Below are 24841 nucleotides of genomic sequence, written 5' to 3'. Positions count from 1 at the left end.
AACAATACAATTCCTTCCTTTTAATGGGCGTCTTCCCTGCTGTTTTTTGGGAGAAACAGCGCCACTTCTGTTCCAATTCCTTCTTCACTTTTTACGCGAATTTCTCCATTATGCTGCTTCATAATATTTTTAGCTATAGACAACCCTAACCCTGTTCCGCCTTTCTCTCGGCTTCTCGCTTTATCTACCCGGTAAAAACGTTCAAAGATATGATCTATTTCATAAGGAGGAATTCCAATCCCATTATCTTTTACACGAATAATGGTAGATTTTTCGTTCTCTTCTAAAAAGACATCTATTTTTTCTGTACTATATTTTATTGCGTTATCGAGCAGGATAATAATGACTTGTTTTATTTTCAAATAATCGATGGAAGCAGTAATTGGTTCTTTCGTATAATGAAGAACGATTTCTCTCTTATAGGCTCTATTCAGCTGTTTCGTCATCTCTTCACACAATTCGATCATGTCAATTGACTGGAGATCTAATTCATTACCCTTTTCCGTGTTGGCTAAATCCAAAAATCGTTCGGTCATTTTTTGAATATGCGTCGCTTCAGAATAAATGGACTGGATGGCATCAGCCGCAATCTCTTTATTCGTTAAGCCTCTCCTGCGAAGAAAATCTGCACTGCTTTTTATTACCGTAAGCGGTGTTTTCAGTTCATGGGAAGCATCCGATATAAATTGCTTTTGCTTCTCCATATTTTCGTCTAGCTTTTCAATCATGCGATTAAATGTAACCGCCATTTTCTGCAATTCGTCTTTCATATCCTGTTGAATGACAATTCTTTTCAATATACCGCTTTGCTCAATATCTTCCATCGTATTAATCATGTTGGAAATAGGCCGCATGAAAAAATTAGACAACCATCTGCCCCCAAATAGAGCAAATGCAGCACCTAAAATGGTACAAGTAATAAGGATGGAAAGCAAGACGTCTTTTGCTATTTCCAGTCCAACAATGCGTTCACCCATCTCGAGTGTCTGGACTACTTTCCCATTTGACTCAATCGGCACCCGCACAATGATGACTTGCTCTTCACTATGTTCTTCCGCAATGGTTCGCCTTTTTGCTACCGCTACCTTTGAAAATTCCCCTTTTATTTTAGCAGCTAATTGTTTATCATTGGTTACTTGATTCATTATTTCCGAGTCTGAGTTAAGAATCCGGATAAAGATGCGGCTCGTTAAAAAAGATTTTAATTTTTCATTAACAACTGTTGGAGGATCTGTAATGTTAATGGCGTTAATCATATCATCCGCTTTCTGGAACAGTTCCTCTCTTTCCGTTTTGACCACAATGTTCATAAAAGAAAAAAATACAATCGCATTTACTGCAAGCAGCACACAAAAAATCCAGGCGGTCGTGGCGAGATTCATTTTTGTTGTCATTTTCATCTGCTTAATTCTCCCTTACTATATAACCTACTCCCCTGACTGTTTCAATGATGATGGGATTGGAGAAGCCTTCCTCCATTTTCTTTCTTAAATGCCGGATATACACATCAATTACATTCGTTTCTCCTTCAAATTCATATCCCCATACATGAAGCAAAATATTTTCTCTTGTCACAATTTTATTTTTATTGGATATTAAATACACGAGCAAATCATATTCTTTTGGGGTTAATGTGATGGATTGGTCCCCTTTATTTACTTCTCGTGTATCCAGATTAATCGTTAAATCTTTGATGGCCATTACATTATCCTCAGGCGTGCTATCAACCGGGATGGAGTTTTGGCGAATACAGGAACGAATTCTTGCCAAGAGCTCATCTATTTCAAACGGCTTGGTAATATAGTCATTAGCGCCAAGGTCCAGTCCTGTTACCTTATCCACTGTCATGTTCCGAGCGGTTAATAAGATGACCGGAAGCTTGGCGTTTTCTTTTCGAATTCTTCTTAAAACCTCTATGCCGTTCAATTCCGGCAGCATCACATCTAACAAAACCAAATCAAATGTCCCATTCAAAGCAGCTGATAATCCTGATTTCCCATCATAAACTGCGACTGCTTCATATCCTTCATATTCCAATTCTATCTTTACTATTTTCGCTATTTGAAATTCATCTTCCACAATCAAAATGCGCTTTGAAATGATAAACCCTCCTAAATGAAATGCACAAGCGCCTTGTTCATTGCCCTTCAATGGCAACTCTGTCCTCACACATGGACTCCTCAAAATACAAACGTATTCGAACAGCCTGAAGTTTCAGCAATCATGCTTTTTCTACACTCTGAGCGTATTTTTTACTCCTTATACAACATAGCATTATTTTTGCTTGTATTTATTTTTTTAATGAATTTTTAATAAACTTTTTAATGTAATTTCAGGGTGGGTTCCAAACACCTTTGATTAAAAGGAAAAAGCTGCAGAAACAACTTTTAAAATTGGTCTAAAAGTTATTTTTGCAGCTGTTAGTCGGCTTCCAGTTCATTTTCTGTCAGCCATTTATGGTTGGTTACTTTTTTCCCGCCTGTTGTTGGGGTGTAGTCGACCATATAGACGGTTGCTTTTTCCGCCTTCTCAATGGTGGCTTTTGCCCCCTTCATGCCAGGCATATGATCCGCTTCCAATGTTACTTTTGTTCCAGGTGCCAGCTCGTCCTTGCCGGAATCGTTAATTTCTTCTTGAATCACCCATTTATGATTTTCTACTTTGTCTCCGCCTGTTGTCGGCATATAGGAGACAACATATGCTGTTGTGTCGTAAGCACTTAACACGGTGGCTTCTGCTCCGTTCATGCCTTTCATGTGATTTGCTTTAATTTTCACATGACTTCCTTCCATATATTTTGCATTTGCCGCTTCCATCAATCCTTCCGGCACTTCGGCTGTACGGTTATGGGCATGCTCTTCCTCGGAAAATGGATTGGCATTATAATCGTCGTCTTTGTTTGATGAACATGCTGTTATGGCTAGTAAAAATAAAAGTGAAATAACAACAGCTGCCGTTAATTTTTTCATCGTCCCCCTCCTCATCTATTCTTAATTTTATCACTCAGGGGGTGATTTTAAACCTAGTAGGTGGGAGTCTTGTCGATTTTTGTAGAATAATCGATAAATCGATTAAAAGAGAAGATACATGCTGAAAAAAAGAAGAAAAACGAGCAAAAAAAGAAGATAAAACGGAAAAAAACGTAGATAAAACACCTAGCGAAGTGACAGCAGCATTAAAATAGCCATTCCCCACATGACAAAAGCAGATAGCTTATTCAACATCCCCAGCAGTCTGCCGCTTTTATCTGCCATTCCTGTTATTTTCCCTATAATCGCAAGTGCGGTAAACCAAATCCATGATACCACCATGCAAACGGCTGTAAATACGTATTTTTCCATGTCGCTGTATAACATAGAGCTTGTTCCGATCACTCCGACTGTATCCATGATTGCATGTGGATTCAACAATGAAACAGACATAGCAAAGACTATTTGCTTTTTTGGTGAAAATATTCTCTCCTCGTCTTCGCTGACTGCTGGTTTGCTTTTCCACATGACATATCCCATATATAGCAAAAAACAAACGCCTGCCAGCAGAAATATTGTTTTAATCCAAACTATTTTTAATAAAAAAACGGAAACGCCAAGTACTGCCAAACCAATTAAAATTGTATCGCAAATAGAGGCAGTGATAACGGCAGGCAGTGCCTGTCTGAATCGATGCTGCGCTGCTCCTTGATTAAACACAAATAAGTTCTGCACCCCTAACGGCAATATTAATCCTAATGCTAATATAAATGCGTGCATTCCAGCTTGAAGCATAATCTCTCCTCCTGTTCTTTTCCAACAGTTTAGTAGAGCGATTCCGGTTTGTCTCCAGCCAATTGGATGGGATTGAAGCCAACCAATGTATTATAATTAGAAGGTGCAAGTACCCTTGCTCATCGACGGAAAGCTTGAGGTCCACAGGATGTGGATCACACAAACGTTGCTACAGGAGTGGCGGTTTTAGTTTGTGAACCTTACAGATAAAGGAAACACGAAGAGCGTTAGTGCGTTCGTGCTTGACTTATCGTAATCGAGGTGAGGGAAGCTTTGCAGTCGATAGGGTGCTGGCCGGCTAAGTACGCCACGTCCTGTGGCAACGCCGGCACTAGTACATCCAGTAAGTCGGAGCTAGACACCCATCAGACTTCAGAAAACTTATACTTTCTTATCTAAAAAACAACGGAGGAATAATCAAAATGAAACGGACAGAAGAATGGGTGCCTGATAAACACTCTCCCCTTCCCCTTTATCAGCAAATCTATGAGTATATAAAAAATAAAATTATGTGCGGCGAATGGCCTGTTGGCTTTAAACTGTCGGCGCAAAGGGAGTTGGCGGCGCTGTTTGGCGTGAATCGCAGCACGATAGTATATGCGCTTGATGAATTGACTGCAGACGGTTTTTTGCAGGCAAAGGTGGGACAAGGCACCACGGTAAAAAATAATTCATGGAGCCTGCTTTCTTCCGAAAAGCCTACTGACTGGAAAACGTATGTACAAGCAGGTCTCTATCAGCCTAATTTGCCGACCATCCAGGAGATTAATAGAGATGAATTTATTCCGAATATTATCCGGATTGGCACCGGAGAGCTATCCCCAAACCTGCTTCCTTCCCAGATGGTGCAAGGGGCTTTTCAAACACAACAGCTTTCTTTAAGCTATCCTGAGCCGAAGGGAGATGTGCAGCTGCGAAAGGCAATCAGCGACTATTTGGCGAAAAAGGGTATGATGGTTTCTGCACCTTCTATTCTCATAGTTTCAGGAGGCATTCAAGCATTGCAGCTTATTTCCCTTGGACTGCTTTCCCGTGGCTCCACCGTACTGCATGAAGCAGCTTCCTACTTGCATTCAATCCGTGTTTTTCATTCAGCCGGTATGAGGTTGGCAGGTGTTCCGATGGACGAAAAAGGAATGAGGATGGATTCGATTGTCCGGCTAAAAAGACAGCATGCAGCTGCATTATTGTATACAAATCCTACCTTTCATAATCCGACTGGCTATGTGATGCCGCTGGAAAGGCGCCGGGAACTGTTGGCAATTGCGGCCAAAGAAAGGCTGCCGATTATAGAGGATGATGTGTATGGGGATTTATGGTTTAATGACCCTCCCCCTCCAACATTAAAGGAAATGGATACAAGCGGAAATGTTTTATATGTTGGCAGCATGTCCAAAGTGCTCGGACCAGGACTGCGAATCGGTTTTATTGCAGGTCCGGAATCTGTCATCGACCGGCTTGCAGATATTAAAATGCAAACAGATTACGGATCGAGCACCTTGTCTCAGCACCTCGTTTCCGAGTGGCTGACGAATGGATTTTATGAAAATTATACGGCAAATTTACGGATCGAGTTAAAACGGCGAAGAGATTGGGCATTACATTTATTGGAGGAGCATTTTAAAGAAATTGCTGTTTGGACGATTCCAGAGGGTGGATTTTATATATGGCTGTCGATTCTTCCAGCCATTTCGATGGAATCTCTGTTTAAAGAAGCACGCAAAGAAGGAATTTTGCTTAATCCCGGTCCTATTTATGATCGATACAGCACCCAGCAGCTGCGTATTTCCTATTCTTATGCAACGGAGGAAGAGCTGGAAATTGGGATAAAAAGATTAGCACAAATCATACGCCGGCTGGAAAAATAGCAGAAATTTTTATAAAGTGAACCTTTCCATCAGTGGGGGTTTTCTTCATCCCCCACTGAAGGTTAGTTGCGGTCCACAGGATGTGGATCACACAAACGAAGACATAAGGAAGTGGCGACCTTAGTTTGTGTACATTCCTCGGACCTTTACGGGAAAGTTTCAACACCTAACTTCCTCGATTTCTCAGCATCCCCGAGGTAGGGGTCTTACTGCCCGTTAAGAGTGGGATAAAAAAAGTTGACCTTGTAGTGTACCACAGAGTTTATGATGAAAGCAGGTGGAAAAGAGTGTACAAGATTAGTGATTTTGCAGACATGACCGGATTAACAAAAGAAACCCTACGTTATTATGCGGAAATTAAGCTACTGGAACCTGCTTTTATCGATCCGAAAAATAACTACCGCTATTATGATGATGGCAGCTATTTTCTGGCCATTCTATTAATAAAATTAAAAAGATTAGGTTTTACGATACAAGAAATGAATGCTGTGATGAAAGATGAGTCCTTTGCCAACTTAGAAAAGCTGTTAATAGAAAAAAGAAAGAGAATCCAATCTGAAATGGATGACCTTCAACTTCGCATGGAAGAGATTGATGAATTTCTTGAATCTGGAAAGGAGGAAAATGAGTGATTGAATGGAAAGAAGAAACGATGATTGATACCAATATAGAAAAGGTATGGAGTTTATTTCTCGATAAAAATATTAAGAGAATTATGCCAAAAGTGGAAGAGCATCAATTAGTAGAAAAGAAAGAAAATGAAATAGGGGCAAAACATCAGCAAACCTACCGGGAAGGAAAACGATTAGAAACCTATATCGTAGAAACACTGGCTTACGATGATTTGGAAGACAAAAAGCATAAGCAAATTCACTTTGTATTAGGAAAAGCCTTTGATATTACCCTTTCCTTTACACTGCTCAAGGTTGATGAAGCACATACAACATTTATTTATGAAGGGCAGAACAAAGGAGTTAATTTCGTTGGCAGAGCCATGCTAAAACTCGGCGGCCAAAAAAGCAACATAAATGTAGCGAAAGAATTTATGGAAAAAGTGAAGCACGAAGCCGAAAGTTAACGTGAAACTTCCATCAGTGGGGGATTCATTATCACCCACTGATGGTTAGTTGAGTATGATAAGGCTTTCACTATGTTACTTTTGCAGAAACCCCTATTCTATTTGCGATATTCGTCTTTCTATTTGCGAAATATCCAACCCTATTTGCGAAACTTGCCTCTCTATTTGCGAAAAACCCTATTCTATTTGCGAACTCCAAACGAGAAACATCCACAAAAAAAGCGCAGCAGCAAAGCTGTCTCACAGCTCTACCACTCGCGCCATTCTTCGGTAATATCTTCTTCCCATTCCAAGCCCATGATACTTGCGGCTTCAACGATAAATTCGTATAGTTCTTCCCGTTCCATCGTTTCAATGAAGTATTCGTATGTTTCGTTTATCTCATTTAGCCGAAGCACTACTTTTTGCACACATGCTGTAATACTTTGATCTGTTGCATTTTCACCTAAGTTTTGCAGGTCTTGAATAAATGCGTCCAACACTTCATTGGCTGCTTCTAAATTTTCCTCTGTAAAAAGGTCGTCCCCTTCTTCCATACGTTCTTCCCAGGCAATGGTTGGTTTCGTTAATTCCGCAAGTTTCATCGCTTCCTCCAAATTTGAGTCTTACTACTCTTTTTACCCGAAAAAATTCCTGCTTATTCTTCCAAACCCATCGGCAAATAATAAGAAAGATTATTCGTAATCGTACCGCCAATTCGATAGCCAACAGCGGACGCTTTTCCGTTTACTAAAAAGCTTCCAATCAGCAGCTTTCCTTCTTGCTTCCCTTTTTCACTGGAAAAAGTCGCCTTGGGATGCTCAATATATTGCTGGTAAACAGGGAGGTAGTCGGTATACGATTTTTCGCTGTCTGCATGTACCAGCTTTCCTTCTGTATTATAAATTTCCACCGTATCCCCTTCTCGTCCGAATGCCGGCTTTTTCACGAAAGGTATTCCTAATTCCAGAAAATAGGCCGGCTCCAAAAAGGTTGGAAGAAAATAGGCTTCAATCCAATCATGCTCTTCTTTTGTAAAAAAAGCATGGTTTTCCATATGTAAGCCCCAAATCACTGCCTGCACCGCTTTGTTCTGCAATAAAAAAGCAGATGGTGGATTGATTATATCCAATTTCCCTTTCTCGACCAGTTCCAGCAGCCATAACCCAATATTATTGCCTTTGCCATCTTCATCACTGATTAAATTTTCAATCGGGAATGTCTGCCTGTATAAAAGATGAATTCTATTTCCTTCGTCATCAAAAAGGCCAACCCCTTTTTCAATTTGCACCTTATGAAGGGGGATAAACTTCGATGGTAGCCCAGTAATTTTCTGCAGATAAAGAACTGTTTCCCTGTCTTCGATATTATCTTCATGTGCAGTGAAAACAATATAAGGATCTTGGTTAGCTTGTTTGTCACAAAGTTCGTTAATCGCCTTGCGAATCTGTCCGCTTAAAAATAGATCACTATGTTCATTTGGATTTTTAACGGAAAACTCTTTGCATACCAGTCCATTTACATAAAAAAGCTCTTTAATAAAGGTTGGCGTATCGCTGTTTATTTCAATACATTTATAGCCATTGCCTGACGGAATAAGATCGAGGCGGGAAATCAGACTTTCTGCAGACAACGTTTTTACGCGAAGAAAAGCAAGGGTTTCTTTTGGAAAACCCATCTCCATTAATGTTTGATCTGGAACCTGCCTCAGCAGTTTTCCTATTTTAAAAAAGATGCTGCCAATCCGATTGCTCGCCAGATGAAGCTGCTCCAACTCTTGTTTTTTTATTATCGCCGTATCATAAAGGGCATATTCTTCGTTATACAGATCCGCCCAGAAGGAATCGAGCTGGCTGTAAAATTGTTTTCTTTTTTCCTGATAAGTGCCAGACACTATACTGATTCCTCCCCAATATCCTTAACATACAGCACATATACTCCTCTGTCTTCATCAATTTCAGAGGATGTTACTGCTTTTTGACCGAAGCTGGGAACCTCGATAATATCTTTTAAAAGGTAGCGAATAATCTCAAAATGAGATTCACATGGAATAACGGTGAGCAGGCGGTAGTTTTCTGATTCCCTATATCTGCGGATTTCGATATTCAATCCTTTTCCACGGTAGTTTTTTTCATCTAATACGGAAGTATTTCTGCCGATATCTTGAAGAACCAAAATCTCTTCGTCTTCTGCCATTTCATTGGAAATCAGTTCGTATTGCTGCCCTCTCATAATAAAATACGTGCAAAGCTGGCGGGCATACAATTCGTCAATGCCTACTGCCGGTATTTCATATTCATAAAAGGGCTGATAATCTTCATTTCCTTTATCGATAAAATAAGTTAGCTTTTTCATTCCTCGCCATCCTTTTTAATAAAATAAGAAAGATAACATTTTCAACTTAGATGAGTGTCTAGCTCCAGCGCCTATCGCCTATCGTACTTCAGGTCTTCTCCCTACGATAAGTCAACATCGATTCGCTATTACTCATCGTGTTTCCTTTATCACGTTATAACGGGCAGTAAGATATTATCTAAAAAATAGATAATGGATAAAACACTGCCCGTAAAAACCTGATCGGCTCAACTAACCATCATGGGGGAAAACGTCCCCTGATGGAAGGTTCGCCTTATCTCAGTCGGAGCCCCTTCAAAGTATAGGATGTACAAGTGCCGATGAAGACATAAGGCCGTGGCGTACTTAATCGGCCAGTCCGTACGTCGATGGACAGGGCGCTTTCGCTTTTCTTAATATGATAGACATTTTGCCACGATCCAGCCGATCGCAAGGGACAAAGAAAACAGCATCATCCCCACTGCTCGGTTATCCTCTTCAATTGCTTTATGGATGCTGAAACGGATGGTAATTACTTCTGCTAAAATAAAAACAATAATTTGAACGACAATGCCGATCAGTCCCCAAATGGCCATATCCAACAAGGAAACCGAGTATTCTGCCGCCGATCCAAGCACAATCGCAAGCCCAATGACTTTTCCGCCAAGCACGAGCGCAGCGCTAAGATTTTTTTCGGCAATCAGCTTTAGTTCTTTTAGCTTTGGTGTACTAAACATAAACAGCAGGATGCCGACAATTAACAAAAGCAATGCTACTCCTAAATAGGAGGCAAAATTTATATATAAGTTCATATGTATTCTTCCTTTCTTTTATCCTCCGTAACTTTTTGAGCCGCTGCCAAAACCGGAGCTTCTTTTCACTGATTTGCTTGTTTCACTCGAGCTGCCTGATTGAACTGAAGAGTTTCTGCTAGAAGAGGGTTTTTTATAATTGCTACTTTTATATAAATCTGATTTAGAGCTGTAATAACGCCCTCCATAAAAATAATGTCCATAATAATGGGAATGTCTGTCTTCACATTCCCAGCCGCCATCATCTTCGTCCCATTCCCATTGAGAGCAATTCGAATCTTTAGGAGGGTCCGGAATATTTTGTGATTGTGTACTGGTATACTCATCTTCCGTATCGTTATTACATGCTGCTAAATTCAACAGAAAAGCGGTTGAAATAATTCCTGTCATTACTTTATTTGTTTTACTCATTTTTTTCACCTCCCACCATGACTTTTTATACATACGAATAAAATGGGAAAAAGATTCCCTATCTTATTAACTCTCAATAAAACTTCCCAATTATTTCCGCTGATCTATTATTATTGAAATGGTTCATCGTTTTCTAGATTACATAGGAAAAAGATGAAGTGTTCAGTTATAAGCTTCAATGAAACTCCTCCAGCATTTTATAGGATAATTGGGTGCTGCTCCTATTTTATAATAAAATGGAACAATTTGGGCGGATTACAAAAGAATTATACTTGCCGAAACGATCTTCGGAATTCGCGGTATTTCACTTCTCCTGCAAAAAGGGATATTTCCTTTACAAAGCGAATAGGTATAGAAAATGGAAAAAGTATACATAGGGGGATTTACATGCAGCCACCAAAACATATTGTGTCAGCGGCTACAGTTATATTAAATGATAAAAAGGAATTGCTTCTCATAAAAGGACCGCGGAGGGGATGGGAAATGCCTGGCGGCCAGGTGGAAGAGGGGGAATCTTTAAAAGACGCTGCCATTAGAGAAACAAAAGAAGAGTCTGGAATAGATATTGAGGTTACTAGATTTTGCGGTGTGTTTCAAAATGTAGAGAAATCTATATGCAATACATTATTCTTAGGAAAACCGATTGGAGGCACACCAACGACAAGTTCAGAAAGCCTCGAGGTTGGCTACTTTCCATTAGAAAAGGCGCTTAAAATGGTGACGTGGGGAAATTTCCGACAGCGAATTGAATATTGTTTAGATGATAATCTGCAGCCTTTTTATGTGGAATTTTAGAATGAAGTTTCCATAAGAAAAGCGCAAGCGCCTTGCTCATTGCCGTACGAACTGGCCGATTAAGTACGCAACGTCCTGTTGCAACATCGGCACTAGTACATCCTGTACGTCGGAGCTAGACAGCTATCTGACTTCAAAAAACTTATACTTTCTTACTCTTAGATGAAAGGAGCACTTAGTCTTATGCTGAGTGCTCCTTTTCCTAAAAACGTTTATGGAATCAGCAAAATTTTCCCCATGCTTTTTCTGCTTTCCAGCAATTCGTGGGCGTCTGCTCCTTTTCTTAGTGGAAAGGTTGCCGGCGATTGGATGCGGAGCTTTCCTTCCTTCATCCAGTCAAATAACTGCTTGCTTCGTGCTAATCGGTCTTCTTTTGTTTGCAGCACGTTCCATAGGTCTCCGCCTGTTAATGTTTTCGAAGTATCCATGAGCATTCGCGGATCCACAAGGGGCGGTTCTCCACCTGCCATGCCATAAAATACCACGTTTCCTCCGGTCCTAACTGCAGCAAAACTCTGATTTAACGTACTTCCAACGGCATCATATGCAGCATCTGCTCCTTTTCCTGCTGTTGCTTCTTTCACTTGTTCTACCCAATTTTCTTTATAAAAAAGAACAGTGTCTGCTCCTGCATTCCTTGCTGCTTCGGCCTTTTCACTCGTTGAAGTAATCGCAATAACGTTTGCTCCTTTTATTTTGGCTATCTGTACAAGCAGCTGTCCAACTCCGCCTGCTGCAGAATGTACCAGCACTACATCTCCTTGTTTTACGCTATAACTATCGGAAGCAAGGTATTGCGCCGTCAGCCCTTGCAGCAAAAGAGCGGTAGCCTGTTCATCTGTTATTCCAATTGGAATTGGGATAGCTTTCTCTGCCGGAACTGCAACCAATTCAGCATTGGCATGTGGAACATCGGCAAACGCCATTCTATCTCCAATTTTAATGCCGCTGACATTTTCTCCTACTGTTTCGACGACTCCTGCTCCTTCATATCCTAAAATAAACGGCGGCTTCCCTTCTAAATGAAAGTTGCCTTTTCTTCTATATATATCTGCAAAATTGAGGCCAATTGCTTTCATTTTCAGGAGAATTTCATTCGGCTTTAACACTGGGTGCGCTATTTCTTTTATATATAAAACATCTTTATCGCCAAATTCATTAAATACAAGTGCTTTCATCTCTATCACTCCTTCTAGTTTGTGCATTTCGCGAGTTTTTCCCGCATTCCTCGAGTTTTTCCTACGTTCCCTATTCTTTTCCTCCCTTTTATCATATAATCATTACACCAATCAAAAAAGCTGAATATTTCTATCAATTCAATCGATATTTTCGATTTAGGAGGTGTTTGTATGGAGTTAAAACAATTGAAAACATTTAAAATCGCGGCAGAAACCCTGAACTTTACGATGACGGCTAAGCAGCTGAATTTTGCTCAATCAAGTGTAACGGCGCAGATTAAAAACTTGGAAGCGGAATTGGGAACTCCATTGTTTGAGCGCCTTGGCAAACGTTTGGTTTTAACAGAGGCAGGCCGACACTATAAGCTATACGTGGATGAAATGCTGCGGTTGACAGAGGAGGCCCATACTAAAATTTCTGGAACGATAGAAGAAAAAGGAACACTCATTATTGGAGCGCAGGAAAGTCAATGTACGTATCGACTGCCTGCTATTTTAAAAGCATTTAAACAAGCATACCCGCAGATTAAGCTGATTTTTAAACCAGCAAATTCAGATGCAACAGCAAGGGAGCAATTAATAAAAGGAGAGCTGGACATCGCTTTTATTACAGATGTCATCAAGTCGGAAACACAATTGCACATGGAGACACTTATTCAGGAAAAATTGAAGTTGGTGGCTTCTGCTGATCATTCTTTAGTGAATGAAGTGAGCGTTTCCTCCAAAGATTTAGAAACAGAAACACTGCTTCTTACAGAATCCAGCTGCTCTTATCGAATCGTCTTTGAAGAAACGCTCTCACGTGCAGGCTGTTTTCCACCTGCTAAATTTGAATTTGTCAGCATTGAAGCAATTAAACAATGCGTGATGGCGGGACTCGGAATCGCCATCCTCCCTTCTATGACCGTAGAAAAAGAAATTCTATCCGGCAGCTTAAAAGAATTGAGATGGGAAAATTCCCTTGTCCCAATTTATACAAGCATTGCCTGGCATAAGGACAAAATGATTGCCTCCTACTTGCAGTTCTTTATTGATCTTAGCAGGAAGACGTTTCGAGAAACAGTTTCGGCTTCAGGAGAAAATGCGTAGAAAAACGCATAATGTTGTTTAAATAAGAAACAACCTCAGCTACTCCCTGAGTTCCCCTACTATTTTTGTCCCATGCGCTTCACTGATAGGTAATTTCGCTGCAATTTCATTTACGTTTTTATTTGTAATGCCCCCGCCAGGCAGGATGATGATTCTGCCTGCCGCATAATCTAAGTATTCTTTAATCCGCATCAGGTTCTTTTCAATTGGGGAGTCCATCAATCCTCCGTGCGTTAGGATTCGATTCACACCAATTTCCACCAGCCAATCAATTGCTTCCAGCTGAAGTTGGGGATCGATCTCATCAAACGCCATATGAAACGTTATATCCAGTCCTTGTGCTGCTTCTAGGAGGAAATGTATGGAACCTTCATCTATCCACCCTGAATCAGTTAAGCAGCCAAGCACCACCCCATCTGTCCCTAGCTTTTTTAAATGGATGATATCATGCTTCATAATCTCCAGTTCATCCCGCGAATAAATAAAGTTTCCACCTCTTGGCCTAATCATGGACATAACCTTAATCTGTTGAGTTTTACAATATGGAATGGTTTTTGCAGCGACTCCGTGACTCACCGTTGTCCCGCCTGCATTAAGATTGTCGCAAAGCTCAATGCGATCGGCACCTCGGGCAATCGCTTCAGGAACCATAGTAAAATTTTCTACACAAACTTCTTTTATCATTAACAACCACCTAATCTTGCGCCTGTTTTGCTAAAAATTCTTCCTTTAAAATAGAATATACTTTTACATCATGATGCTTCCCTTTGACAAACATGTCTTTTCTCATGATTCCCTCGAAGGTCATTCCCGCCTTTTCCATTACTCGGGCAGAGCCGATATTCTCCGTGAAACATTTTGCTTGAATGCGGATTAAATCCATTTTTTCGAAGCCGAATTTTATTACTTCTTTTGCAGCTTCCGTCATAATGCCCTTTCCCCAATACTCATGTGAAAGGACATAGCCAATCTCTGCACTGCTATGGTTTGGCTTCCACCATACAAAATCAATGGTGCCGATTAATTTTCCGTTCTCTTTATACTGAATTCCCCATAGGGCAACTTCCTTCTTTTCGTATCGATCCAACACAAATTGCAAAAATCCCTTTGTGTCGGAACGTTTTTGATGAGTTTCCCACGTCACATATTTTGTTACTTCCGAATTGGAGCCATATGCATACATATCATCTAAATCGGCTGGCGTTAATTTCCGGAGAATGAGCCTTTCTGTTTCTAGTCTTGGCAAATCACCGTATATCGCTTCGATTTCCATAAAATCCCCTCTATTATTGTAAAATTAAGTAGCGTTCTCTCAAAAGTTTTAAATGATGCAGTTCATGTCCTGCGATAATGTATGCAATGGCGTTTGCAGATACTTCACCATTATTGGCATAGCCTTTTCTAGTAGGCGTCCCTTCTGGCAGTCCTTTTAATAGAGCAATGGTCGACTGTCTCACTATTTTATACTCTTCTACTAAATCTTCCATGGAACGAGAGGAGTATAACGCTTCTTTCACATACTCTTCATCATTGTATCCTGCAAGAGAGGTTTGGTCTCCTCTCGCTATGCGCAATGTTCGGTATTGCATAATGCGCTCTGTTTCTGTCATATGTCCAAGCACTTCTTTTACCGACCATTTTCCTTCTGCATAACGATAATCTGCTTGTGCATCCGTTGTATTTAGAAAAAGAGAAGCAGTTGCGTCTACCTGTTTCCCAAGCAGCTCGATAATATTTCCGTCACCGACAAGCTTTATATACCTCTCGTAAAAATCTGGATATTCTCCCTTTACTGGTTTTGTAAACATATATACCTCCCTTTCTTGCTCCTAAATTTGTTTCCTATACATCTCTTATTCTCCATTTTTCTCTGCTATCCTGCTTTGGATTGGATTGGCTGGTAAATTAGTAGGTTTCGTTAAAGGGGGAACGGCTCTTTCAAAGGATGTTGTTGTTTTTCTACCGAAGGAAGATTAGTTAAACAGCTTACAACGAAGGTGCATCATTTGCATGATAACACCTTCGTTGACCTAATCCCATATACGTATTCTTGGAATTCCTGCTGTTCTTAAATAATCCAATAACTGACCTGTATGAACAGATTCATGATAAGCCACCCTTAGAAGCATGTCACCTAGGTCCCTTATGTATCCTGAATCAGAACGGTCGATTTTTATATTTTTCAGATCAGCTTCAGTAAATGATTTAATAGTGTTTAAGAATTGGTTTCTAAAATGCTCTGCGAATTTCAACTCTGCATCAACTGTTGTAAAAGGTCGATGTTCGAATGGCGAATCAAAAGCAGACAAACTGCCACCATTTTGTATTGCTAAATGATAATAATGTTCACTCTCCAACACATGTCTTACCATTTCTATACAAGTCATTGCTTCGTTATCTGGCTTCCATTGGAGCATATTATGAGGAATAGATGTCCAGACCTTGATACTTCTTCTTCTTGCTTCATTGAAGTTTAAAATAATTAAATCAATAGAATTCATAACTGTTTTCTCCTTTGTTAGTTATAACTTGAATATACACGAATAAGCGTTCGCAGCAAAATGATATTGCTAATTTTTGTTAAAAAAATTATAGTCGGTGCCTTCAGTTAGAAATCAAAATGGAAATTAATTGGTTCTGACTCTATTACCGCTTTCTCCAACGATCCTTTCTTCTTTTTTCTTCGTTTTATCTTTATTTTTTTGTGATTTTTCTTCTTTTTTGTTCTATTTATCTTTCCATTTTGCTGATTTATCGATTTTTCGACAAAAATTGACATCATTCCCCTTTTATAAAATTCCTTTTTTATCCAAAATAAAGGGGTTCATGCTATAAACGTCTAATATTACATCCATAAATATAAACGGAGGTTATAATTTGAAGAAAAAATATGCCAATCTATTGATTTTATTACTTTTGCTTGCTGGATGTTCGAATGAGTACCATGAAAAAGAGGGTTTTGCCAATTCTCGTCTCCAATCTGACTTCCCTGTTCCTGCTAATGCGAAAGAAAAAAGAGAAAGCGCCAAGAAAGACAAATCCGTTTATCAAAAATATGAGCTTATTGGAATTGGGAAGGAAACTACAGATGATGGGGAAATTCATCCCACTGCCTATTTCAAGAAAATCGCAGAGGAAGGATGGACTGAGGAAAAGAAATATGAAGGGAAAGGCTATATTTTCGAAAAAGATGAGGAACAAATCTATTTAGAACTCCACACCGATTTTTTCGAATTGACCAAACTAGATAATTAATAACTACCAAAAAGCGGTCTGATGTCTCCCAACAAACCGCTTCTTCTACATTATTGCACCATCGCCTTCAGCTTCTTCTTTTTCCAAAAAACTTGATAATAAAGTATTTGCGCGGATAAATTAACGAAAAACGCAATCGAATAAGCAAGCCATACTCCTTTTATTCCAAGATCCGTAAAGTGGGACAAAATATATGCTGTTGGTACTTGAATAAGCCAAATGCTTAATATCGTACATAATGTAGGATACAGCACGGTGCCTGTTGCCCGCTTGGTGGCAGAAATTGCTTGTATATGCCCTAATAGTGCATAACTCCAAAAGGAAAGAAGAATAAGGCTTTTTGCCATTTCCATTGTTTGCTGATCTTTTAGAAAGACGGATAAACTCGGATCTGCAAACAAACATACGATGATGATTAAAATTCCGCCATAAAGATAGTTTAAACCAACTCCAATTTTCGTGATTTGTTTTAACTGAGCTGTTTGCCCTGCTCCAACTGATTGTGCCACAAATACAGAAATGGCAATCGAGATGCTCATCTCCGGTATTTGCACATAACTGGCGATTTGATTAACGATACCATATGCAGCTGTTGCGTTGGATCCATATTCGTTTACAAAAGTGACCACCGCAATTTCAGACATCGAAATGGCAACCATGCTGATGCTTGTCGGAATCGCTAAACGAAGCAGATTTTTCACAATCAAGCCATTTAATCGAAAATGCTTCGTGACAGAGAAATCCCATTTCAGAAGATGGTCTTTCTTTTCAAGTAAACTAGTAATAAACCAAACGTAATAATATTCGAAACCACTGCAGCATATAATCCAAGGTCAGGGAAAAGTCCCCATCCAAAAAGCAGGACAGGCAGGAAGATCGTGTTTAACAAAACATTAATAACCAAGGAATAAAATGGTGTTTTGGAGTCGCCCACCCCTCTTAACATCGTTGTATACACCATGTAACTAAACATAATGGGCAAGGTGATAAACAATATCGTGCATAATGAGTGCTTTCTATTAATATATTCGTTGGTGTGCCCATCCATCGTAATAGTGTCTCTGCAAAAACACTGCCGAAAATGGCCAGAGCAGTGGAAAGAATAATGGTAAAAGCCACCGTCACGCCAACTACTTCTTTCATTCTTTCCATATTCCTGGCGCCATATGTCTGACCCACTAATATCGAACTGCCTGTTCCAATGCCAATCGCAAAGGAAACTAAGAAAAAGAACAGCGGATATGGCTGCCAATGCTTGGACTTCTAGCTGCTGACCTACAATGATGCTGCCTTAGACTTGACTAAATGACTGCAAAATACTTGCAAGCATAATTGGGATCAGAAAACGGATCATTCTTTTTCCCAGGGACTGATTGATTGTATCCATCTTCATACTCCCGACTTAATGGTATCCACGAACTCCATATGGCTGAAGTTCTTCGAGCCATTTCTCTTCTAATTTCTTTAATTCTTCTTTTTCATTAAAATAAGGATCATTTTTCTTTTTCACCGTATCGATTACTTCTACAGTAAAAGCCTGCTCACCATATTGCTTCCATTCTGCTGCGAGTTCTTTATTCGTATGGCCGCCTTTATTCAGCATAAACTTGACACCATTAAGTGTTTTCGTATTTCGGGTGCTGCCAATAAACACTTTCCCGTTTTGTTTGTTTTGAATTTTATAGATGCCTGCTTCAATCGGCATTTCTTTATAAAGCTGCTTTAGTTCTTTTTTACGATCCATTTCCACTCACCTATTCATTATTTTTTCAGCCAATAGCTGCTGCCATCTGATTTTCTGTTTGCAAATCCGTACTCGATTAAATACCTGCGAATCAGCACATAATCCTCATAAATCGCTTCTAAGGCTTTGTTTAATTCTTTTTCTGTATATTTTTTTTCGGGATTCAACCGACCCGCTATTTCCCGAAGCACCATCAGCTTTTGTTTCTCCTTTAATGGAAATTTCTCCAGCTTTCCTTCTGAAAAATATTTCTTCACCGCTTTTTGCTGCTCTTCTTCCGTTATGTTGTACCGCTCATCTACCATTTTCGCTTGTTTATGAACGGGAATAAATGCAGGTGCATGCTGATCTTTTTCTTTCAGCAATTCCATTAATGCTAAAAATGTTTTCGCTTGGCGCTCCTTTTCTTTTAAAACAAAACGATGATGGCGAATCGTAGAAGCACTCCCAATATTTAGCTTCCGCTTTACCTCTTCATCGCTTTTGCCTTGATAAAAAAGGTGCAGCAAATTATTTTGGTGCTCCGTTAAACCAGTCAGCTTTTTATCTAGACCAATTAAGTATTCAAACACGGATTGATGTTTTTCTTGTATATGAATTTGCATAAATTTCCCGGCTTCATACAACACATCGTTACGCGGATAGATAATGCCTTTTTCCACTATTTCTCCACAAAGGAGGCAGACAAACCGATCCTTTTGCTCTATAAATCCCTGCTTTAATTCTTCCAAAGTAGCATTCCAAAAAAATTCCGAAAGTTCCATTTTATAAACACTCCAGTTAATAGTTTATATAAAAACAAACATTTTCTTCACATGTTGTAATATAATCTATATATTATTACATCACTTAGCAACCGTCAACAACTAAACAAACGTTTTTATATTTTGTTTGTATAAAGCAAGTAATTTCACTAAGGCTGAACACATTTGGATATTTATGTTAAAATAAAAGTAACAGCAACTAATAGAAAGAAGGAATGATTAAAGGAGGATAATGAATTATGAATAATAAAAGAGAAAAAAGTCAAATTGAAACAAACGATTCTTGGAATCGAGCATTATATGGCAGTCCAACAATTGGAGGATTTGTTGTGATTGGCGCCCTCATTTTGTATGTCTTATTTCATTAGAAAATCATGATGGAGATTAGAAAGCTGCGTAGCGAGGAATACCCTCCAATGGAATTATTGCTTCTGGCCGATCCTTCCAAAGAGCTGGTAGATGAATATATAAATAGAGGCGAGTGCTATTTAGTTTTTATAAAGCAGCAGGTCGTTGGCGCCTATGTCCTGCTGTCTACAAGACCACAAACAGTTGAATTGGTCAACGTTGTGGTGAAAGAAGAACACCGCGGCAAAGGAATTGGGAAAAAGCTTGTGTTGAGTGCCATCCAAACAGCAAGAAAAAACAGCTATAAAACCATGGAAATCGGTACGGGAAATTCAAGTATTGGCCAGTTAGCCCTTTACCAAAAATGCGGCTTCCGAATAATTGGCATAGACAAAGACTATTTTCTGCGCCATTATATAGAAGAGATTTTTGAGAACGGCATACAATGCAGGGATATGATTCGATTGTCTTTGGATTTATAAAATGAATATGCAAACAAATAATTATATAAATTTCAGGATGGATATATGAAGAAAAAATTAATCATTTCGGCAATAATTATCATGCTCTCATTTATTATTTGGTGGACTAATTGTGTATTTTTTGTACCACATTTTCAAGCAGGACCAAATAACACCTTGGTTTCAAAGAATACAAAATTAGAATTAGTTACAGACTCCGAACCTGAAAAATTAGGAATCCATGTTCCAAACTTTTTACCATTTTGGAAAACAATTGGTGAAGTCGATGGAGATATGGACGGTACTTTATGGGAATTTACGGATAAAGGAAATAACTATATTTTATACACCGCAAATACAGAAATGCCATGGCAGTATATTTATAAATATTCTACAAACTAACATTTGCTTAAAATGGCATATAATAGAAGAAAACACTTGATATCAAAGCGTTTTCCCCATCTATCTTTAACGTTCTAGGAGGGAAGCAATTGAAACGTACACCGGAAATGGTTTTAGGTATTATTGCATTAGTTCTTCAGTTGCTTGTTATTATTCTTGGAGTATTCATTGCTCTTTTTATAGGCATTCAATTTCCTGAACAGCTGCCTCAATCCAGCGAAATATGGTATGCATGGCTGGTTTTAGGCATACACGTACTTGGATTTGTTTTAGGACTTGCCGCGCTGTTTATATTAAAAAAAGCTCCAAAAAAGTCAGGTATTATCTTACTCCTAACTGGAATTCTAATGTTGATTCTGACTCTTGGTGCAACACTGATACAGTCGGTTTTATTTATCATTGTTGGCATCATGTGCTTCGTACGAAAACCTGTAATCAAAAATGCGAAAGAACAATTAATTAATTAAACGATAAGCATTCTACTATCATTTACGGGGTTCTTACGTAAAGATAGAACCCCGTAAATGCCCAAATTACAATAAAGGAGAAAAACAGATGATAAAAGGTCTTTACGAAGCGCATTTGCCTGTAAGCTGTTTGAAGCAATCCATTGAATTTTATAAAAAATTGGAATTAGAGCTTGCTTATCAGACGGATAAATTAGCATTTTTCTGGATTAAGAAGGGACAAAGCTGGCTAGGATTGTGGGAAACCGAGAAAGCTGCTACACCCTATCATCCCTCGTTAAGGCATGTTGCTTTTCAAATTGATCGAAAAGATATGGAGAATATAAAAGAATGGCTTGAACAAAAAGGAATTCCCATCCAATCTGCTTTTACATTCCCACCAGAAAAACAGCCACTTGTTCTGCCCAATAACCCAAATGCTCATGCCGCTATCTACTTTCAAGATCCCGATGGAAATTCTCTTGAATGTATCGCACCTTTACGATTAGATTTTGAGGAGACTTTTGACATGATGTCTTTAGAAGAATGGAATAAACGAAATAATGAGGGGGTAACTAGGGGGATAAAATAATAATTTTTATAAAACTCATCTACTTTGACAAATGAGGATTATATAATATCCTTCTATCTCTAAACGTTATTAGTTGAAGAAGAAACAATCCCCAAAAGAACCACATCTAAGTCCTTTTTCCCTTTGAACTATAATAACGCTTTTTTTGATAGAACTTTGCTTTAAAAGACCATATACAAAAAAATCCAAATTAAACATTAACTGTCTTTGAATTAAATAATCAGTTTATGTTTTAAACTATTAGCCTTTCAAACTAATGTCTTTGCACTGTATAAATATTTTTGCTTTAGAATGCAGCAATATTTCATGGATAAAATCTCCATTATCTAAATGGATGATTTCTTCATATCCCCATTCATCAATGCCTCTCATTCCGTCAAAGACTATTTCATTTGAATTAGCATAAGTATTTTTCTTCATATCATATTCAAAGCGATATTTTGTTACACCATTCTAAGTTAATTTGTATTCGTGACCATCCCAGTGTTTTAAATGAGCTTTTAATGTTGTTGGATGCATCTCGCCCTGCTCTTCTTTATCAGGGTCAAAGTGATTTATCAGATTAATAGAATAGATATGGGCATCATGAAAGGAGTCATTTAAAAAAAATTGAAAGGTTTCCTCACTTAACTTGCCCTTTAAATTCTTTTTATTTTCTCTATACCCCAATATGTCCCAATGATCATCTGAAATAAAACACTTCAAAAAATCAGCCTCTTTTCATATAATTTTTTGTTTATATCATCTTCTGCCTTCATCACTTTCTCAACCTGGGAAAAACAATTATTTTTCCGATCTAAAAGTAATCTCCACTATCTCTGGCCGATTAAATAATCGTTGGGGAATAATGCTGTTTCCCAATCCTCTATTTACAATCATAATAGTATTGCCCTTTTTGTATTGGCCTGCTGTAAACTTTGGCATAAAACCTTGGTTTGGCGCCACCAAACCGCCAATAAAGGGAATTCTCACTTGTCCTCCATGTGCATGTCCAGCCAAAACAAGATCCATATTATATTTTTCATATAATCGCAATAATTCTGGCCGGTGGGATAACAGCAGCATAAAATTCTCTCTCTTTTTTGTTCCTTTCAAAGCCGTTTGAATTTCCTGATCGACTATGGCTTCTTCTAAATCTTCACCGGCAATTGCCGGGTCATCTACCCCAAGAAGCTGAATTTCCCCATTCCCTTTTTTAATTGCTTCATTCGTATTTCTCATCACTTTTACTCCGGCAGCTTGCAGCTTTTTCTCCAAACGATCAAATTTTCCCGACCACCATTCATGATTTCCAGTCACATAATAAACAGAAGTAATCGAAACAAGCTGCTTCATCAACCCCAGACTTGGTACTTCCTTGTATTTTTTCGAATCCACTAGATCCCCTGTAAAAACAATTAAATCCGGTTTTAATTTTTTCACTTTTTCTACTAAACCTTTTTGATTTCTCCCAAACTCTTTACTATGCAAATCTGATAATTGCACTATTTTAAAATGATCAAAGCTTGAAGGGATTTTACTAGATTGTATGGTTACGTTTGTCATAGTAACAGCGTTATTTTGATAGTAAGAAAATAGAGCTATTAACAAAACAATAACTGTAAAAATTATGCCCTTCTTTTTCGTAAATTTCATGATGATCCTCTCCTGACTAGTATCTTTTATCCCACTCTTAAGGAGAAGTAAGACCCCCACTGATGGAAGTTTACTTTATCTGCTCTTATACATACTAACGCAAAATATTCATCAATTGTTTCCAAACTATTTTTTAATTAAAACGGTAGATGCTACTAAGCATTATTATGAGTGTGAAGGGTGCACTTGATTTGCTAAAAAGAGTGTGAAAAAACTCATATTAGGCTAATTTAATAGATAGTTTTATTTACTACAAAAATGCCTGCTTCTTTTTGAAACAAGGCATTTTTTGTGTATAAAACTTTATATTTATTCTTGACCAACATTGTCAATTCCTTGTTTTTTATGAAAAAAAGCATCGTAAATAAAGTCTGGAATAACAGAATCAGACTTCTTTAAAGTATAAGAAAATATTTCTATTGTATTAGCAGTGTTTTCTTCAAGAGGAAGAACGTCTATATTCTCCATATTTATATGGTTTGGCAAGAATGATACTCCCTTTCCAGCTGAAATCATTGAGAGAATAAAATCATAGGAATCTAATTCTATAATTTAAAAAGAAAAATTATTTTTATTTGCAAATTGAAATGTAAACTGTCTATATGGACAATTTTTATCTCTACTAACCAAAAAGGTTTCTTTTTGGAGATCCATTACTACCTTTTTTAAATAAATTCCCGAATCGAAAAATTCTGTTTAAAATTCGTGTTGTCCGTCTTTTTATTCGTTATTATCATATCAACTTGCGAGGACTTTAATAAAGATTCTAATTCAGTACTTGATCTAGTATATAAGGTATAGGGAGAGTGGCTTTGGATTAAAAAGGTTTCCAAATAATTTTTCACAATCGTTTGTGTAGCTCCTAATTTATAGGGTGAGCAGTGTTCATTGATTGTAGATTTTGCCTCCTCAATGAGCCCAAGAATTTCTGTAGTATAACGCAAAAGTATCTCACCCTTAGGTTGAAGTTGAAGAACGACTCCTTTATTAGTCCGCTGAAATAAGGGCGTACTTAGTTCTGACTCTAATTTTTTTATTCGTTCGGATACATTTGGCTGCACATACCCAAGTGATTCAGCTGCTTTTGATATGGAACCTAAATCAGCTACCTTTTGAAAAATAATTAAATCATTAATTTCCATATCTATTCCTCCTTGATATCATTATAAATGATATTAAGCATAAGCATTACCTCTTTTACGACAGAATCGGATAATTGTATACTAAATTTATCCAATAGGAAAGTGAGTGAGAAATATTATGATAGGAATGCAATATAAGGTAAAGCTACCTTCAGATTATGATATGGCTAATATTCGAGATCGAGTAAAAAATAATGGAAACAAAACGGATGGATTCGAAGGACTCCATTTTAAAGCCTATCTAATTTCAGAAAAAGGAAAAAGGGGAAACCATTATAATTCTTATTCCCCTCTTTATGTTTGGGACGACTCAGAAAGCATGAATAAATTTCTTTTTGAAGGATTTTACGATAATATATTAGACTCCTTCGGGTGGCAGACTGTTAATATAGGTATACCACTGCAAATCGATTTAACTTTTTCGTTTTCTGTGAGTAAATACGTAGTTGAAAGAATGGGAACCATAGAAGAGAAGTCTTCATTGAGAAATTTTAAACCTTCACTAAATAATCTAGTAATCAAGGAAAACCCAACTAGCAAAGTAACGATATATAATCCAGACAAATGGTCATACAGTACCTTCTATTTTTTTGAAGAATATCCGAAAGGGTTTGAAAACAATAATAATGTTTCTATTTATGAGATTCTTCATATTTCAAGAGGAAGATAATATGGAGGTGTACACAGTCTCAAATAATAAAACTCCATAAAAAAAGGATGCATAATTTATGCATCCTTTCGGTT

The 24841-nt window shown here is 38.2% G+C and carries 35 protein-coding genes and 1 pseudogene; 12 read left to right on the top strand and 24 right to left on the bottom strand.

Going from position 1 to position 24841, the window contains the following annotated elements; all coding sequences use genetic code 11:
- Positions 1–20 precede the first annotated feature (20 nt).
- The 4 genes from ACTYBU_RS17480 to ACTYBU_RS17465 all read right to left on the bottom strand — a co-directional run bounded on the left by ACTYBU_RS17480 (position 21) and on the right by ACTYBU_RS17465 (position 3764).
- Positions 21–1400: a sensor histidine kinase gene (locus tag ACTYBU_RS17480; RefSeq protein WP_445491675.1), complete on the bottom strand. Its 1380-nt coding sequence runs from the start codon at positions 1398–1400 to the stop codon at positions 21–23.
- A gap of 4 nt (positions 1401–1404) precedes the next feature.
- Positions 1405–2100 (bottom strand): response regulator transcription factor, encoded by a 696-nt coding sequence (locus ACTYBU_RS17475; protein ID WP_445491825.1) that lies wholly within the window; start codon positions 2098–2100, stop codon positions 1405–1407.
- A 320-nt stretch (positions 2101–2420) separates the two neighbouring features.
- A complete protein-coding gene (locus ACTYBU_RS17470; RefSeq protein WP_445491674.1) occupies positions 2421–2969 on the bottom strand; it encodes a YdhK family protein in 549 nt (182 codons plus the stop codon).
- A gap of 186 nt (positions 2970–3155) precedes the next feature.
- Positions 3156–3764: a LysE/ArgO family amino acid transporter gene (locus ACTYBU_RS17465; protein WP_445491672.1), complete on the bottom strand. Its 609-nt coding sequence runs from the start codon at positions 3762–3764 to the stop codon at positions 3156–3158.
- A 422-nt stretch (positions 3765–4186) separates the two neighbouring features.
- Between ACTYBU_RS17465 and ACTYBU_RS17460 the strand changes: the two genes are divergently transcribed.
- The 3 genes from ACTYBU_RS17460 to ACTYBU_RS17450 all read left to right on the top strand — a co-directional run bounded on the left by ACTYBU_RS17460 (position 4187) and on the right by ACTYBU_RS17450 (position 6710).
- Positions 4187–5632, top strand: coding sequence for an aminotransferase-like domain-containing protein (locus ACTYBU_RS17460; protein WP_445491670.1), 1446 nt, complete (start codon positions 4187–4189; stop codon positions 5630–5632).
- 287 nt (positions 5633–5919) lie between these two features.
- Complete coding sequence (locus ACTYBU_RS17455) at positions 5920–6264, top strand: MerR family transcriptional regulator (protein WP_445491669.1); 345 nt, start codon at positions 5920–5922, stop codon at positions 6262–6264.
- Positions 6261–6710 (top strand): SRPBCC family protein, encoded by a 450-nt coding sequence (locus ACTYBU_RS17450; RefSeq protein WP_445491667.1) that lies wholly within the window; start codon positions 6261–6263, stop codon positions 6708–6710. The genes ACTYBU_RS17455 and ACTYBU_RS17450 overlap by 4 nt, the downstream gene beginning before the upstream one ends.
- 248 nt (positions 6711–6958) lie before the next feature.
- On the opposite strand, the gene ACTYBU_RS17445 is transcribed toward ACTYBU_RS17450, so the two are convergent.
- The 5 genes from ACTYBU_RS17445 to ACTYBU_RS17425 form a co-directional block, all read right to left on the bottom strand.
- On the bottom strand, positions 6959–7294 hold the full coding sequence (locus tag ACTYBU_RS17445; RefSeq protein WP_445491666.1) for a hypothetical protein: 336 nt from the start codon (positions 7292–7294) through the stop codon (positions 6959–6961).
- A gap of 53 nt (positions 7295–7347) precedes the next feature.
- Positions 7348–8583 (bottom strand): glutathionylspermidine synthase family protein, encoded by a 1236-nt coding sequence (locus tag ACTYBU_RS17440; RefSeq protein WP_445491664.1) that lies wholly within the window; start codon positions 8581–8583, stop codon positions 7348–7350.
- The gene (locus ACTYBU_RS17435; RefSeq protein ID WP_445491663.1) at positions 8583–9044 is read right to left on the bottom strand and encodes an RNA helicase; all 462 of its coding nucleotides are present in this window, start codon (positions 9042–9044) and stop codon (positions 8583–8585) included. The genes ACTYBU_RS17440 and ACTYBU_RS17435 overlap by 1 nt, the downstream gene beginning before the upstream one ends.
- Before the next feature lie 392 nt (positions 9045–9436).
- Positions 9437–9835, bottom strand: a complete 399-nt coding sequence (locus tag ACTYBU_RS17430) for a DUF350 domain-containing protein (protein WP_445491662.1) — start codon at positions 9833–9835, stop codon at positions 9437–9439.
- A gap of 18 nt (positions 9836–9853) precedes the next feature.
- Positions 9854–10246: an aminotransferase yhxA gene (locus ACTYBU_RS17425; protein ID WP_445491660.1), complete on the bottom strand. Its 393-nt coding sequence runs from the start codon at positions 10244–10246 to the stop codon at positions 9854–9856.
- A 387-nt stretch (positions 10247–10633) separates the two neighbouring features.
- On the opposite strand from ACTYBU_RS17425, the gene ACTYBU_RS17420 reads away from it, so the two are divergent.
- Complete coding sequence (locus ACTYBU_RS17420) at positions 10634–11041, top strand: NUDIX hydrolase (protein ID WP_445491659.1); 408 nt, start codon at positions 10634–10636, stop codon at positions 11039–11041.
- A 212-nt stretch (positions 11042–11253) separates the two neighbouring features.
- Here ACTYBU_RS17420 and ACTYBU_RS17415 read toward each other — a convergent pair whose 3' ends face one another.
- A complete protein-coding gene (locus ACTYBU_RS17415) occupies positions 11254–12219 on the bottom strand; it encodes a quinone oxidoreductase family protein (RefSeq protein WP_445491657.1) in 966 nt (321 codons plus the stop codon).
- A gap of 171 nt (positions 12220–12390) precedes the next feature.
- On the opposite strand from ACTYBU_RS17415, the gene ACTYBU_RS17410 reads away from it, so the two are divergent.
- Positions 12391–13308 (top strand): LysR family transcriptional regulator, encoded by a 918-nt coding sequence (locus ACTYBU_RS17410; RefSeq protein WP_445491656.1) that lies wholly within the window; start codon positions 12391–12393, stop codon positions 13306–13308.
- 39 nt (positions 13309–13347) lie between these two features.
- On the opposite strand, the gene ACTYBU_RS17405 is transcribed toward ACTYBU_RS17410, so the two are convergent.
- The 5 genes from ACTYBU_RS17405 to ACTYBU_RS17385 all read right to left on the bottom strand — a co-directional run bounded on the left by ACTYBU_RS17405 (position 13348) and on the right by ACTYBU_RS17385 (position 16090).
- Positions 13348–13992: a copper homeostasis protein CutC gene (locus ACTYBU_RS17405; protein ID WP_445491655.1), complete on the bottom strand. Its 645-nt coding sequence runs from the start codon at positions 13990–13992 to the stop codon at positions 13348–13350.
- A 10-nt stretch (positions 13993–14002) separates the two neighbouring features.
- Positions 14003–14581 carry a GNAT family N-acetyltransferase gene (locus ACTYBU_RS17400; protein WP_445491653.1) on the bottom strand — a complete coding sequence of 193 codons (579 nt, stop codon included), beginning with the start codon at positions 14579–14581 and terminating at the stop codon, positions 14003–14005.
- A 13-nt stretch (positions 14582–14594) separates the two neighbouring features.
- Entirely contained in the window at positions 14595–15116 is a 522-nt protein-coding gene (locus ACTYBU_RS17395) for a DinB family protein (protein ID WP_445491652.1), read from the bottom strand.
- Between the two features lie 222 nt (positions 15117–15338).
- Positions 15339–15809 carry a DinB family protein gene (locus ACTYBU_RS17390; RefSeq protein WP_445491651.1) on the bottom strand — a complete coding sequence of 157 codons (471 nt, stop codon included), beginning with the start codon at positions 15807–15809 and terminating at the stop codon, positions 15339–15341.
- 107 nt (positions 15810–15916) lie between these two features.
- The gene (locus ACTYBU_RS17385; protein ID WP_445491650.1) at positions 15917–16090 is read right to left on the bottom strand and encodes a hypothetical protein; all 174 of its coding nucleotides are present in this window, start codon (positions 16088–16090) and stop codon (positions 15917–15919) included.
- Positions 16091–16185: 95 nt separating this feature from the next.
- On the opposite strand from ACTYBU_RS17385, the gene ACTYBU_RS17380 reads away from it, so the two are divergent.
- Complete coding sequence (locus tag ACTYBU_RS17380; RefSeq protein WP_445491649.1) at positions 16186–16563, top strand: hypothetical protein; 378 nt, start codon at positions 16186–16188, stop codon at positions 16561–16563.
- Between the two features lie 50 nt (positions 16564–16613).
- Here ACTYBU_RS17380 and ACTYBU_RS17375 read toward each other — a convergent pair whose 3' ends face one another.
- The 4 genes and pseudogenes from ACTYBU_RS17375 to ACTYBU_RS17360 form a co-directional block, all read right to left on the bottom strand.
- On the bottom strand, positions 16614–17264 hold the full coding sequence (locus ACTYBU_RS17375; RefSeq protein WP_445491823.1) for an MATE family efflux transporter: 651 nt from the start codon (positions 17262–17264) through the stop codon (positions 16614–16616).
- A 47-nt stretch (positions 17265–17311) separates the two neighbouring features.
- A pseudogene (locus ACTYBU_RS17370) lies at positions 17312–17742 on the bottom strand (MATE family efflux transporter).
- Between the two features lie 223 nt (positions 17743–17965).
- Positions 17966–18307 (bottom strand): GIY-YIG nuclease family protein, encoded by a 342-nt coding sequence (locus tag ACTYBU_RS17365; RefSeq protein ID WP_445491647.1) that lies wholly within the window; start codon positions 18305–18307, stop codon positions 17966–17968.
- 17 nt (positions 18308–18324) lie between these two features.
- The gene (locus ACTYBU_RS17360; RefSeq protein WP_445491645.1) at positions 18325–19071 is read right to left on the bottom strand and encodes a DUF2087 domain-containing protein; all 747 of its coding nucleotides are present in this window, start codon (positions 19069–19071) and stop codon (positions 18325–18327) included.
- A 239-nt stretch (positions 19072–19310) separates the two neighbouring features.
- On the opposite strand from ACTYBU_RS17360, the gene ACTYBU_RS17355 reads away from it, so the two are divergent.
- The 5 genes from ACTYBU_RS17355 (at position 19311) to ACTYBU_RS17335 (ending at position 21320) form a co-directional block, all read left to right on the top strand.
- On the top strand, positions 19311–19439 hold the full coding sequence (locus ACTYBU_RS17355; RefSeq protein ID WP_445491644.1) for a hypothetical protein: 129 nt from the start codon (positions 19311–19313) through the stop codon (positions 19437–19439).
- Between the two features lie 9 nt (positions 19440–19448).
- Positions 19449–19901 (top strand): GNAT family N-acetyltransferase, encoded by a 453-nt coding sequence (locus ACTYBU_RS17350; RefSeq protein ID WP_445491642.1) that lies wholly within the window; start codon positions 19449–19451, stop codon positions 19899–19901.
- A gap of 45 nt (positions 19902–19946) precedes the next feature.
- Positions 19947–20282, top strand: a complete 336-nt coding sequence (locus ACTYBU_RS17345) for a hypothetical protein (protein WP_445491641.1) — start codon at positions 19947–19949, stop codon at positions 20280–20282.
- A gap of 89 nt (positions 20283–20371) precedes the next feature.
- Entirely contained in the window at positions 20372–20749 is a 378-nt protein-coding gene (locus ACTYBU_RS17340; protein ID WP_445491639.1) for a DUF4064 domain-containing protein, read from the top strand.
- An 88-nt stretch (positions 20750–20837) separates the two neighbouring features.
- Positions 20838–21320, top strand: coding sequence for a VOC family protein (locus ACTYBU_RS17335; protein ID WP_445491638.1), 483 nt, complete (start codon positions 20838–20840; stop codon positions 21318–21320).
- 240 nt (positions 21321–21560) lie between these two features.
- On the opposite strand, the gene ACTYBU_RS17330 is transcribed toward ACTYBU_RS17335, so the two are convergent.
- The 5 genes from ACTYBU_RS17330 to ACTYBU_RS17310 form a co-directional block, all read right to left on the bottom strand.
- Positions 21561–21740, bottom strand: coding sequence for a hypothetical protein (locus ACTYBU_RS17330; RefSeq protein WP_445491637.1), 180 nt, complete (start codon positions 21738–21740; stop codon positions 21561–21563).
- Positions 21741–21773: 33 nt separating this feature from the next.
- Complete coding sequence (locus ACTYBU_RS17325) at positions 21774–22025, bottom strand: hypothetical protein (protein ID WP_445491636.1); 252 nt, start codon at positions 22023–22025, stop codon at positions 21774–21776.
- Between the two features lie 78 nt (positions 22026–22103).
- Positions 22104–22955: a metallophosphoesterase gene (locus tag ACTYBU_RS17320; protein WP_445491635.1), complete on the bottom strand. Its 852-nt coding sequence runs from the start codon at positions 22953–22955 to the stop codon at positions 22104–22106.
- A 309-nt stretch (positions 22956–23264) separates the two neighbouring features.
- On the bottom strand, positions 23265–23441 hold the full coding sequence (locus ACTYBU_RS17315) for a hypothetical protein (RefSeq protein WP_445491634.1): 177 nt from the start codon (positions 23439–23441) through the stop codon (positions 23265–23267).
- A gap of 179 nt (positions 23442–23620) precedes the next feature.
- Positions 23621–24097, bottom strand: a complete 477-nt coding sequence (locus ACTYBU_RS17310; RefSeq protein ID WP_445491633.1) for a LysR family transcriptional regulator — start codon at positions 24095–24097, stop codon at positions 23621–23623.
- Between the two features lie 118 nt (positions 24098–24215).
- Between ACTYBU_RS17310 and ACTYBU_RS17305 the strand changes: the two genes are divergently transcribed.
- Positions 24216–24767: a DUF4865 family protein gene (locus ACTYBU_RS17305; protein WP_445491631.1), complete on the top strand. Its 552-nt coding sequence runs from the start codon at positions 24216–24218 to the stop codon at positions 24765–24767.
- Positions 24768–24841: the final 74 nt, after the last annotated feature.

The organism is Niallia sp. 03133 (genome assembly GCF_052663225.1).
Note: the sequence above shows the minus strand (reverse complement) of the source record. Positions and strands in the feature narration are given on the sequence as shown.